At 36.4% G+C, this 13,009-nt stretch carries 11 protein-coding genes; 7 read left to right on the top strand and 4 right to left on the bottom strand.

The window, feature by feature from the left end:
- Window positions 1-4: 4 nt before the first annotated feature.
- From JJL45_RS14350 to JJL45_RS14330, 5 genes are all read left to right on the top strand, one after another.
- Window positions 5-1,132 carry a vWA domain-containing protein gene (locus JJL45_RS14350; protein ID WP_068603656.1) on the top strand — a complete coding sequence of 376 codons (1,128 nt, stop codon included), beginning with the start codon at window positions 5-7 and terminating at the stop codon, window positions 1,130-1,132.
- Between the two features lie 151 nt (window positions 1,133-1,283).
- Window positions 1,284-2,741, top strand: a complete 1,458-nt coding sequence (locus JJL45_RS14345; protein ID WP_068603655.1) for a magnesium chelatase — start codon at window positions 1,284-1,286, stop codon at window positions 2,739-2,741.
- 233 nt (window positions 2,742-2,974) lie between these two features.
- On the top strand, window positions 2,975-5,062 hold the full coding sequence (locus tag JJL45_RS14340) for an HAD-IIB family hydrolase (protein ID WP_068603653.1): 2,088 nt from the start codon (window positions 2,975-2,977) through the stop codon (window positions 5,060-5,062).
- An 11-nt stretch (window positions 5,063-5,073) separates the two neighbouring features.
- Complete coding sequence (locus JJL45_RS14335; protein WP_068603651.1) at window positions 5,074-6,348, top strand: glycosyltransferase; 1,275 nt, start codon at window positions 5,074-5,076, stop codon at window positions 6,346-6,348.
- A gap of 68 nt (window positions 6,349-6,416) precedes the next feature.
- The gene (locus JJL45_RS14330; RefSeq protein ID WP_068603649.1) at window positions 6,417-7,307 is read left to right on the top strand and encodes a carbohydrate kinase family protein; all 891 of its coding nucleotides are present in this window, start codon (window positions 6,417-6,419) and stop codon (window positions 7,305-7,307) included.
- A gap of 333 nt (window positions 7,308-7,640) precedes the next feature.
- Here JJL45_RS14330 and JJL45_RS14325 read toward each other — a convergent pair whose 3' ends face one another.
- Window positions 7,641-8,069, bottom strand: a complete 429-nt coding sequence (locus JJL45_RS14325) for a peptidylprolyl isomerase (protein ID WP_067151279.1) — start codon at window positions 8,067-8,069, stop codon at window positions 7,641-7,643.
- Window positions 8,070-8,484: 415 nt separating this feature from the next.
- Window positions 8,485-8,988, bottom strand: a complete 504-nt coding sequence (locus JJL45_RS14320) for a metallophosphoesterase family protein (protein WP_068603647.1) — start codon at window positions 8,986-8,988, stop codon at window positions 8,485-8,487.
- 87 nt (window positions 8,989-9,075) lie between these two features.
- Between JJL45_RS14320 and truA the strand changes: the two genes are divergently transcribed.
- Together truA and JJL45_RS14310 are read left to right on the top strand one after the other, a co-directional pair.
- Window positions 9,076-9,819 (top strand): tRNA pseudouridine(38-40) synthase TruA, encoded by a 744-nt coding sequence (gene truA, locus JJL45_RS14315; RefSeq protein WP_068603646.1) that lies wholly within the window; start codon window positions 9,076-9,078, stop codon window positions 9,817-9,819.
- A complete protein-coding gene (locus tag JJL45_RS14310; RefSeq protein ID WP_068603644.1) occupies window positions 9,820-11,589 on the top strand; it encodes an ABC transporter ATP-binding protein in 1,770 nt (589 codons plus the stop codon).
- 65 nt (window positions 11,590-11,654) lie between these two features.
- Here JJL45_RS14310 and JJL45_RS14305 read toward each other — a convergent pair whose 3' ends face one another.
- Window positions 11,655-11,876 carry a hypothetical protein gene (locus tag JJL45_RS14305; protein ID WP_068603642.1) on the bottom strand — a complete coding sequence of 74 codons (222 nt, stop codon included), beginning with the start codon at window positions 11,874-11,876 and terminating at the stop codon, window positions 11,655-11,657.
- Window positions 11,877-12,041: 165 nt separating this feature from the next.
- Complete coding sequence (locus JJL45_RS14300; RefSeq protein WP_068603640.1) at window positions 12,042-12,797, bottom strand: Bax inhibitor-1/YccA family protein; 756 nt, start codon at window positions 12,795-12,797, stop codon at window positions 12,042-12,044.
- Window positions 12,798-13,009 lie beyond the last annotated feature (212 nt).

Genomic DNA, 13,009 nt, shown 5'->3' with positions numbered 1-13,009 from the left:
GGCTATGAAAGATAAAAAGACACTAAAAAAGGGTTTCATATTTAAAAGTTATGAAGCACCTTATCAGTCACCTTTTGATAAACTCTTTGAAATTTTCAAGGAGCTTATTACACATACTTCTGGTGATTTTGACGAAGCCATTGATTGGTTAAGGGAGTTAGATGTCGAATACAAACTAACAACACCCGATTACACTATAGACGATTTTATTGAAGACCTTAAAAAGAAAGGTTATATCCGTGAGGAAATTAAACCCGATGGTAAAGGCGGTACAGCCATTACAGCTAAAACCGAGCGCGCCATTAGGCAGCAAGCTCTAAATCATATTTTCGGAAAAATAAAGCGTAGCGGACAGGGGAATCATAAAAGTAAAAGTTCGGGCGCTGGCGACGAACATACAGGCGATTTTAGAAACTACCAGTTTGGAGATGCTCTAGATAAGGTGTCTATGACTGAAAGTTTGAAAAATGCCCAGATAAGTCATGGAATAGGTGATTTTACCCTTTCGGAAGACGATTTAGTGGTTGAAGAAACCATGCATAAGTCACAAATGAGTACCGTGCTTATGATTGATATAAGCCACAGTATGATTTTGTATGGTGAAGATCGTATTACACCAGCAAAAAAAGTAGCCATGGCTTTAGCTGAATTAATTACCACACGCTACCCGAAAGACACGCTCGATATTTTGGTTTTTGGAAACGATGCATGGCAAATTGAAATAAAAGATTTGCCGTATCTGAAAGTTGGACCGTACCATACCAACACTGTTGCAGGACTGCAACTGGCCATGGATTTACTCCGCAGAAAGCGAAACACCAACAAGCAAATTTTTATGATAACCGATGGGAAACCCAGTTGCTTAAGACTTCCCGATGGCGAATATTATAAAAACAGTATGGGCTTGGATGCGCATATCGTAAATAAATGCTACGCCATGGCGCAACAAGCCAGACGTTTGCATATTCCTATAACGACTTTCATGATTGCTAAAGATGCCTATTTAATGCAATTTGTTCGTGAGTTTACTTATGCGAATCAGGGCAAAGCATTTTATACAGGTATTAAAGGTTTGGGTGAAATGATTTTTGAAGATTACGAAACCAATAGGAAGAAAAGGATTAAAGGTTAAGTTAAGAGTTAGAAGTTAAAAGTTAAAAGTAGACGATAGGCTTTAAGCTGTAAGCAATATTCAAAACCAACAACTAATAGCTAGCAACCAGTAACCAATAATAAATTTAACAACCAGTAATCAATAATAAATAGTCAATTTCAATTTTAGTATGAATATAAAAACACTAGGGGAGCTTAAAGCTTCTGGATATCAAAGTAAATCAATAAAAGACGAATTAAGAACGAATTTAATTCAGAAAATAAAAAATAAAGAAACCACTTTTGAAGGAGTTCATGGTTATGAGCATACTGTAATTCCAGAGTTAGAACGTGCTATTTTATCGCGTCACAATATTAATTTGTTGGGTTTACGAGGACAAGCAAAAACACGATTGGCGCGTTTGATGCTAAATTTATTGGACGAGTATATACCATACGTTGAAGGTTCTGAGATTAACGACGATCCATTACAACCTATTTCGAGATTTGCTGTGGAACTTATTAAAGAAAAAGGAGACGATACGCCAATCGCTTGGTTGCATCGTAGCGAACGTTTTGCTGAAAAACTAGCAACACCAGATGTTACGGTAGCCGATATTATTGGTGATGTTGATCCGATTAAAGCGGCGAATTTAAAGTTAAGCTACGCCGATGATCGCGTGATTCACTACGGTATGATTCCTAGAGCCAACCGCTGTATTTTTGTAATTAACGAGTTGCCCGATTTACAAGCGCGTATCCAAGTGGCACTTTTTAATATTCTACAAGAAGGCGATATCCAAATTCGTGGTTTTAAATTACGCTTACCCTTAGATATTCAGTTTTTGTTTACGGCAAATCCAGAAGATTACACCAATAGAGGTAGCATCGTGACGCCGTTAAAAGACCGAATAGGATCGCAAATTTTAACCCATTATCCAGTAAATATCGAAACGGCTAGACAAATTACAGAGCAGGAAGCCAAGCTTGTAGAAGCTCAGAAATCTATGGTTTTAGTACCTGATTTGGCAAGAGATTTATTAGAGCAAATCGTATTTGAAGCCCGTGAGAACGATTATATCGATGCTAAAAGTGGGGTAAGTGCCCGTTTAAGTATTACCGCTTTAGAAAATTTACTAAGTACGGCCGAGCGCCGAGCCTTATTAGCTGGCGACGACCAAACTATGGTACGCTTATCCGATTTTGTTGGTGTTATCCCTTCTATTACAGGGAAAGTGGAGTTGGTATACGAAGGGGAACAGGAAGGTGCAGCACTTGTAGCCTATAATTTAATAGGAGAGGCAGTTAAAAGTTTGTTTGTCGAGTATTTTCCTAAAATTGAAAAACTTAAAAAGCAAGATGATGAAAGCGATTATGATGATATTGTCTCTTGGTTTTTCAACCAAAAGGAAGGTTTTGAGCTGTTAGACGATGCTAAGGATAAAGAATATCAACGATTGTTGGGAGCTATCACACCTTTAGACGATCTGCTAGCAAAATATCAACCTAATTTAGCACAGGAAGACAGTTGTTTTGTAAAGGAGTTTGTACTGTGGGCGCTTGTTGAATTTAAAGAATTAAGTAAACACCGGTTTACAGAAGGGATTCAATTCAAGGATCCTTATGGTAGTTTTATAAGTGGAATCTAAGGTTTTTCTGGGCTATTTTCATATTCATGGAATAAATAGTTTATATTTTCAAATATTTATTTTGAGGTATGTAATATTTTTATTTCAGTAAAAATAAAATGGACAGTTCATATCCAATCCGATAAAGGACGGTTTGGTGGCTTTTTTTGCGTAAATTAAGCCAATAACCATGTTTTTTTGCTTGTTTTTAGTAAAATTCAATCGAAAATTCATAAAAACCGTCTTTTTAAAATATGGATACAAACCCTGTTGAAAAGAGCCCTATTAAGCTCTTGTCTTTTGATATTGACAATACGTTAATAGATTTTCATACCTACAAAAGTAACTTTCGTAAAATTTGGAAAAAACACAAGCCCTCTAACGAGGTTTTACTCACCTACAATACCGGTCGCCTCATCGACGATGTTTTAAATCTTATTAAAACTAAGGTTTTACCAGAACCCGATTATATCATTTCTGGCGTTGGAACCCACATTTACAACTATAATACAAAAAGTGTCGTTAAAGAATTTAATGATATTCTAGACGACGGCTGGAATTTAGATGCTGTAGAAAATGTCATAAAAGGTATCACACACCCCATTAGCGATCAACCTTCTAAATTTCAACATGCCTATAAACGAAGTTACTTTTTTCACGATGCCACGCCTGCCCTTATAGAAAGTATTGAGCAGGATTTTGCCAATGCGAATATGGATATTAATGTGGTATATTCTGGTGAAAGGTATCTCGATATTTTACCAAAATGGGCCAATAAAGGGAATGCCTTGCAATGGTTATTACGAAATTTAAGTATTGATCCGTGCGACGTTATTGTTGCTGGCGATAGTGGTAACGATTCCGCCATGTTCGACTTAAAAGATATTAAAGGTATTGTGGTTGCTAATGCTCATGAAGAGTTATATACGTATACCAAACATCGTAAAGTATATCATTCCGAAAAGGAACAAGGTGATGGTATTATTGAAGGATTGATCTTTTATGGAGTCTTGCCAGAGAAAGCAAATGCCGATATGAATGTTGATCATTCCGATGATTTTTTTATTCAACAGGAGTTAAATCATATTGCCGCGGAAGATGAAAATGAGAAGATAGCTTTAATCAAAGAAGGCTATGACAAAGCTGTTGAAGCTTTAAAGAAAAACATCACACCACTTGGTTTTTCTGCTTGTTCTATAGCCGACAATGTGGCCCATGGTACCGATGAGAATTATTATAGTGTTTGGGCTCGTGATGGGGCTATAACGGTAATTGGATCGCTGCCTTTAATTCACGATGAAGAGATACATAAATGTCAGAGACAAACCTTATTAACTTTATTTGAGCATATTTCTAGAAATGGACAAATTCCTTCCAATGTGCGTATTAAAGACAATGTGCCGGATTACTCTGGCGTAGGAGGCATTTGCTCTATCGACTCTGGGATTTGGGTGATTATTGCGTTTTATGAATACGTGAATGTGACAAAGGATATCGAATTCCTTAGAACACATATCGAAGATATTAAAAGAACCATGATTTGGTTAGGCGCGCATGATAGTAATAATGATGCGCTTCTAGAAATCCCTGAAGCTGGCGACTGGACCGATCTTTTTGGTAGAAGTTATAACATTCTTTACGATGAAATTCTGTGGTATCGTGCCAATGTATGTTTTGGTCGTATGTTAGAAATGTTAGGTGACTCCGAACAAGCAGGGGAGTACATCCGCTGGTCGCAGGTTATAAAAAAAGAAATCGTTCAAAATTTCTGGCCATCAACAAAACAGCAAATGTTTAATTCGGTGTCTTTCGCCGAAAAGCAATTTACCTTAGGGGATACTTCTTATTTAATTGCCCAAACAACACCTTTCGACTTTAGTTGGCGCTGCGACACACTAGGAAATATTTTAGCCTTTTTACACGGTACCGTCGATGCCGAAAAAGCACACCAAACTTTCCGTTTTATGCTAGGGGTTGGGGTTAACGACCCTTTTCCTGTTGCTAATGTGTATCCCGTTGTGATGCCTGGCGATCCGGATTGGCGTCCTTACTACACTGTAAATTTATTGAATTTACCTAACCATTATCACAATGGAGGTATTTGGCCCTTTGTAGGCGGATTTTGGGTGAAGTTTGTTAATAAACTCGGTCAACGTGAAGTCGCGATTTCCGAATTGCACAAACTCGCTTTAATCAATAAAGAAGGTATTAATAACGAATGGGAATTTACCGAATGGGCACACGGTACCACAGGGCAACCTATGGGGAAAGCCTATCAAGCTTGGTCGGCAGCGCAGTACATTTCTGCTTGTCATGATTTAAAAATAATATCAAATAACTAAATATAAATACGATGAAGTCAATATTAATGATCTCGCTGCACGGTTATGTAGCAGCAAACCCAGAATTAGGAAAACCAGATACAGGCGGACAAGTAGTTTATGTTTTAGAACTCGCTGATCGTTTTAGTAGACTAGGAAGAACTGTCGATTTGGTAACCCGTCAATTTGAAGACCAACCAGAATACGACCATGTAGACGATAATTTTAGCGTTTGGCGTATCCCTTTCGGCGGAAAAAAATTCATTAGAAAGGAAGATATGCACGATCACCTCAAGAAGTTTGTTACCAATACTTTGGCGGCGATACAAAAGGAACGTAAAAAATACGATATCGTGTACTCACATTATTGGGATGCTGGATGGGCAGGACAAAAAATTGCTGAAGAACTAGGTATTTCACACGTGCATACACCACACTCATTAGGCTGGTGGAAACAGCATAGCATGGGTAGTGATATGGATGAAAAGGAGATGGAGAAAACCTACCGTTTCAAAGAGCGTATTCGAAAAGAATATTTTGTATTTCAAATGTGTAATTATGTGATTGCAACCACCTTACCTCAGGTAGATTTACTAACACAGCAATACGATGTATTACCTCGAAATTGTGGTATGATTCCTCCTGGTATCGATGAAAATCGGTTTTACCCGGTGCCCACCAAGGAAAATGATAAAATTCGACTAAAATATGATATTCATCCCACGGATATTTTAGCCCTGGGAAGAATGGCACATAATAAAGGCTATGATTTACTTATTCAGGCCTTGCCAACTGTTTTTGAACTCTGTCCGGAAGCCCGATTGGTAGCTGCCGTTGGTGGTGATTCGGAGCAGGATAAGTTAGGTGTTGAAAAACTTCAAAAATTAGCAAATGAATTAGGTGTTGCTGATAAAATTAAATGGAAAAATTATATCGCCGATGAAGATTTAGCGAATGTATATCGTTCGGCAAATATTTTTGCTATGCCTTCAAGGTATGAGCCTTTTGGTATGGTGGCTATTGAAGCTATGGCCTGCGGAACACCAAGTGTTGTAACTGTTCATGGTGGTTTATATGACTTAATCGATTTCGGAAATCAAGCTCTTTTTGCCGATCCGCACCGCCCTATAGAATTTGGAGCCATGTTGTCTATGCCGTTATTGTATCCTAATTTAAGAAACGAGTTGTCGGTAGAAGGCGCACGATTTGCACGTCGTAACTTTGGATGGACTGGAATTGCCAAGCGTATTTTAGAGATATTTAAAAACTCTATAAACCAGCGCACTATGGAGTCTAATATTTATTAAGATTTTTAATAGCTAGTCTTAGTCTGGTATAAAATAATTCATGAAATTTAATTCTAAAAAAATATAATATGGCTCATATTGTTTGTTTTGGAGAAGTTCTTTGGGATGTTTTTCCTGAACATAAAAAAATAGGCGGAGCACCTTTAAATGTAGCCTTGCGTTTGGCCTCGTTTAATCATGATGTGACTATGATTAGTGCTGTTGGACAAGACGAATTGGGTGCTTTGATATGGAATTATTTAGAAGAACATCGAATAAATACAAATCACGTACAAGCTCTAGAAGAATATAAAACAGGTGAAGTTCAGGTGATTTTGAATGCAAAAGGATCGGCAAGTTACACGATTGAACATCCGCGTGCATGGGATAAAATTAGCTTGAAACAAGCGGCTAAATTGGCGGTGCAAGAAGCTGATGCTTTTGTGTTTGGTAGTTTGGCCGCCCGCGATGCCGTATCTAAACAAACCCTTTTTAATTTACTTGAAGTAGAAGAGACGTATAAAATATTCGATCTTAATTTAAGACCTCCTTTTTATAACAAAGAGCTCTTAGTTTATTTAATGCATAAAGCCGATTTTATCAAATTTAATGATGATGAGCTTTTTGAAGTAGCTGCTTTTTTGGGGTCTAAATTCAATGGTTTAGAGCAAAATTTACACTTTATAGCCGAAAACACCAATACCAAGCATATTTGTGTCACAAAGGGATCTCATGGCGCGGTGTTGCTTTACGATGACGACTTGTATTATAATAGTGGTTACCAAATAAAGGTTGCCGATACCGTTGGGGCCGGCGATTCTTTTTTAGCGTCTTTAATAAGTCAGTTGTTAAACGGAATTACGCCTCAAATAGCCATTAATTTTGCAAGTGCCGTTGGCGCCTTAGTAGCCCAGCGTGAAGGGGCAAATCCTAAATTATCAACTTTTGACATTGAAACGTTTATAAATCCGAAAGGGTAGTTGAGGTTTAGGTTTAGCTAGTTGGTCGTTACTGATATTTGTCAGGTTGAGCCCGTCGAAACCCTAATTATAAAGGTGTTTATTGAAATATTTCGACAAGCTGAATATGACATGTAAAACAGTTACTCTTACGTCAACCTGAATTTATTTCAGGTTCTCATCATCATAGAATTTCATTGTTGCAGTATATTTCGACAAGCTCAATATGACATCAAATAAACCAATTAGCTAGTCTCTAAATAACATAGATTTTTAAATTAGAGTATAGCACAAAATAAAAAGCCCAGAACTAAGTTCTGGGCTTTCAAATATATGTTAACTCGTTATCGTTAATTACTTGATTTCAACAAGCTCTAAATCGAAAGTTAAATCTTGACCAGCTAAAGGGTGATTGGCATCAACAACGATGTAATCATCATGAACTTCGGCAACTCTAAATTGTACTTCACGTCCTTCAGGATCCTTAGAGGCTAATCCCATACCAACTTCAGGAGCCATTTCTGGTGGTAATTGCTCTTTTTTAACATCGTAAAACAACTCTTGTCTCACCTCACCATAAGCTTCAGCAACAGGAATATTAATTGTTTTTTTCTCGTTTACTTTCATGTCAATCATACCTTTTTCAAAACCAGGAATAAGCATCCCTTGACCTAGAGTAATTTCTAGAGGCTCTCTTTCTAAAGAACTGTCAAAAACTTGACCATTTCCTAATTTTCCTGTGTAATGAACTTTTACGGTATCATTTTCTTTTACTTGACTCATAAATATTAATGTTTACTGTTTTAATAAATCGAAAGGCAAAACTACAATTTATCAATTTAAACTTATGGTTTTATACGTTAAATACTGTTAATTTAGAGAAGATTCAAAGTTACAGAGTAATAAAGTTAGAAGTTAGAAAGTGAAAAAGTTACATAAAGGCATAGTTCCAAAGACGGAGTAACCTGTAGCTTACAGCTTATTGCTTAGGGTTTTATAGTTTCAAAGCTCCAAAGTTTCAAAGATGGAATTACCTATAGTCAAGGGGCGACTTCCTTTGTATACATTCTACTGGAGTTTAGTTGTTAAGATGGTTTGTTGTGTAATACGATTCGTGATAATTTGTGGAATCTGTGTCTTTTTTATGATTTTTGTTTCCAGTTTCAAGACGAAGTACAACTTACCAAAAACCAAAAACCTATCTCGGATGACGTACCGGAAATTCAATCACTTCAAGATTCTCTATTTTTTTTTCGTCTATAGTAAAACGCAGCATGGTTCGAACTTTGTGAAAACCGTGTTTCCCAACGGCACCAGGATTCATATGAATTAAATGGCGTTTTTTGTCAGGCATCACTTTTAAAATATGCGAATGCCCGCAGATGAATATCCGTGGCGGATTTTCATTAATACCATCAATAACGCGGCTATTGTATTTGGGAGGATAGCCTCCAATATGGGTGATCCAGACATCCACATCTTCACACATAAAACGGTTATGTTCTGGGAATTCCACACGTACTTCGGCATCGTCAATATTACCATAAACCCCGCGTAAAGGCTTAATCTTTTTTATAGCATCGGTTACTTTTAAACTGCCTATGTCACCCGCATGCCAGACTTCATCAACTTGTTTTACATATTTTAAAATATCATCGTCAATGTAGCCATGGGTATCGGAAAGCAGTAGGATTTTAGTCATGAAAATCTTTTAATGTAGAATTAGGACGCATACTTCTTAAGAAGCATAAAACTGCCTATCTTTGTTGTTTGAACAAATGTATTAAAATTGAGATATTTTTTAGAACTTTCTTATAACGGAAAACCTTATCATGGTTGGCAAAATCAGCCCAATGCGATTTCAGTGCAAGAGGTTATAGAAAAGGCCTTAACAACCATTTTGGGAGAGAAAATCTCCATTATGGGCGCCGGACGTACCGATGCTGGGGTACATGCCTCACAAATGTTTGCGCATTTTGATTCCCAAATGGCTTTCGAAAAAGAAAAGTTTCTTTATAAACTCAATTCTTATTTGCCATTGGATATCGCTATTCATGATATTTTTAGAGTTCATGATGAAGCACACACACGTTTTGATGCGCTAAGCAGACAGTATTTATACCGTATTACGACCAAAAAAAATGTGTTTCAATTTGAGCAGAGTTATTTTGTTAAAAAACCTCTGGATGTAGATAAAATGAATGCGGCTTCAAAAATATTGTTCGACTATGAAGACTTTCAATGTTTTTCAAAAAGCAACACTGATGTGAAAACCTATAATTGTGAGATTATGAAAGCAGAATGGTTTTATAAAGATGATGAACTTCATTTTGTTATTAAAGCGAATAGGTTTTTAAGAAATATGGTGCGTGCTATTGTTGGTACGATGGTAAATATTGGTTTAGGGAAAATAGCAGTGGAAGAGATGCATAGCATCATCCAATCGAAAAGCAGGAGTGAAGCTGGATTCTCTGTACCGGCGCATGCTTTGTTTTTAACACATATTGAGTATCCTGAAGATATAAAGAAATAAATGAGTAAACCAAAAGAAAATATTTTCGACTTCGCACTTTTTAAGCGGCTTTTTGACTATATAAAGCCTTATAAATTGGTGTTTTATAGTCTTGTTGTTTTAGTGATTTTATTGGCTGTTTTTAGTGCTGCTACCCCATATTTAACTAAATATGCTATAGATAATAGCATCACCACTAGAGAAGAAAAGGACTTTCTGTTCTATATCGTGATTATGCTTGGGATTCTCGTGGTGTCTACGGTTTTTCAGTTGCTGTTTATTTATTATGCGACTTGGTTGGGGCAAAATTTAGTGGTCGATGTGCGTATTAAGTTGTTCAATCACTTGTTGCGTTTTAAAATGAAGTATTACGATAATTCTTCGGTAGGGGTTTTAATTACCAGAGCCGTAACCGATATGGAACGTATTGCCGATATTTTTGGTCAGGGACTTTTTATGATTGTTCGCGACCTCCTTACCATGGCCGTGGTTTTTGGTGTCATGGTTTATTTGAATTTAAAATTGAGTTTGATCGTTTTTGCGATGCTACCTTTATTATTATATGCGACCCGCCTTTTTCAGAAGTACATGAAAAAAGCTTTTGAAGAGGTGCGTACCGAAGTGTCGAATCTAAATTCATTTGTTCAGGAGCGTTTAACAGGGATGAAAATTCTCCAATTATTCACCAGAGAAAACATTGAACACGATAATTTTAAAGCCATTAATGAGCGTCATAAAAAAGGTTGGCTTAAAACCGTTTGGTATAACTCCATATTCTTTCCGATTGCAGATTTATCAGCGTCGATAACCATTGGTTTAGTCGCTTGGTATGGCGGTTTAAATGTGGTTTTAAATGAAGGCGGCGTTTCTCAAGGAGATCTGGTAGCTTTTATCATGTTTATCCCGATGCTTTTTAGACCCTTGCGTCAGATTGCAGATAAATTTAACACCCTTCAAATGGGAATGGTTGCTGCCAATAGAGTGTTTAAAGTGATAGATACCACGTCTCAAATTGATGACCATGGCACTTACATTGCTGAAAATTTTGAAGGTGCCATATCCTTTGATAAGGTTTATTTTAATTATGTTGAGGATGAAACCGTTTTAAAGGGCATTTCTTTTGATGTTGAAGCAGGGGAAACCATTGCCATTGTTGGTGCTACCGGAGCAGGAAAATCTACCATAATAAATTTACTTAGTCGTTTTTATGAAATTAAATCAGGTAAGATTACTGTAGACGGCATTGATATTAAAGACGTGACTTTAGCCTCTTTACGTACCCAAATAGCGGTGGTGTTACAAGATGTGTTTTTGTTTGCCGATACGATCATGAATAACATCACCCTGAATCATCCTGAGATTACCGAAGCACACGTCTATCAAGCGGCTAAAGATATAGGGATTCACGATTTTATTATGTCCTTGCCAAACGGCTACCAATATAATGTGAAAGAAAGAGGAGTGATGCTTTCTTCCGGCCAACGGCAATTAATTTCATTTTTAAGAGCTTATGTTACGAACCCGAGTATTTTGGTGCTGGATGAAGCAACCTCTTCGGTAGATTCTTATTCAGAACAGCTTATTCAAAATGCCACCGATAAAATTACCAAAGGACGAACGTCTATTGTGATTGCACACCGCTTAGCAACCATTCAAAAGGCTGATCAGATTATTGTGATGGACGCCGGCGAAATTGTAGAAAAAGGCACTCACGACGAACTCCTTAAAAAGGAAAATGGCTACTATAAAAACTTGTATGAAGTACAGTTTTTAAAGGAGCATGTGGCTTAGAGGTGTCGATGAGACTTGGGATTCAGCAGACAAGTACTTGTAGTTGAAAAAATATGTCCTTGCTTTTACTTCTCCTCCAATTTTAATTTCAATTCTTTAATTTCAGCATCTTTGTCTTTAACAGACATTTGAAAATATTTTAAACTGGTAATTAAATAAACAAGTACTAATAGGTTCCTGATTTCAGGGGATTGATACGCTGTTAAGAAATCGAATTTGCTTGCTAACCATAAAATTCCAAATAATAAGATTGAAACAGTAGAGGTGATTTTAAGTGCTTTTTTCATTTTTAGGGGTTTTTGGTAGTGTTAAAAAATGGACTTGTGAGTTTTTTGTGGCGTTGTTCTAGAGACTAAATTAGTAAAGAAAGACTTACCATCGGAAAAATCCGCAGGAATTATCCAAGAAGGCGAGGGCAAGCTATTAATTCTTCACGGTGTTGACTATAGTTTTTATTTTTTACTCCTTGATTTGGCTAATAATCTTAGGATTTCTAGATATAACCAAATTATCGTAATCATTAAGCCAAAGGCTGCATACCACTCCATATATTTAGGTGATTTTGATTCAGCTCCTTTTTCAATAAAGTCAAAGTCAACTACTAAATTTAGAGATGCAATTACAACTACGAATAAAGAAAAAATTATTCCACCTGTTGAGTTATCGTGTATGTAAGGTAACTCAAAACCAAAAAAACCTCCAGCTAGAGAAGCTATATAATAAATTGCAATTCCAGCAGTTGAGGATGCAACAATTAGTTTAAAGTTTTCAGTTGCTTTAATAATTCCTAATCTATAAATGGCTAATAAACTGAATAGTATTCCAAAAGTTAAAATGACAGATTGTAATACGATACCAGGAAATTTGGCTTCCATAAATGCGGATAAACCACCTAAAGCTAACCCTTCAAGACCACAATAAACTGGTGATAAATATGGCGCAGTTGTATTTTTAAAAATTATAACCAATGCTACTACAAATGCTGCAATTGAACCTCCGATTACATAAGGTTTAACTAATAAAAAGTCTTGACTTTCTAGATATAAATTCCAGGTTATAAGTGAGGATGCAAGAACAATTAATCCTAGAAATGTTGCTTTATTTACGGTTCCATTAATGGTCATTACTTCAGATGACTCATCTATTCTTTTTACTTTAGTAAATACTTTGGTGCTTAATGCTGGATTTTTTGATTTGTATAAAGCCATTCTCTTTTTTTTAATTCTGACTAACGTAAAAATATGATTATGAAAATAAGTAATTTATAAAAATTTAACTTTTTCATAATTATTAGAATTGATTGCTGCAATTTGCTCAACTTTACATTAGCTTACCTACTGAGGAGTTTTTAGTTTTTTAGTGAGGATTATTGCTGACGGTTTTGTGTATGGCTCGTAGCTTGCAAATTAGCTGGTTCTTT

The sequence above is a fragment of the Tamlana sp. s12 genome (genome assembly GCF_016767215.1).
Classification (GTDB): Bacteria; Bacteroidota; Bacteroidia; order Flavobacteriales; family Flavobacteriaceae; genus Pseudotamlana; species Pseudotamlana agarivorans.
This window is presented reverse-complemented; position numbering and strand designations above follow the sequence as displayed.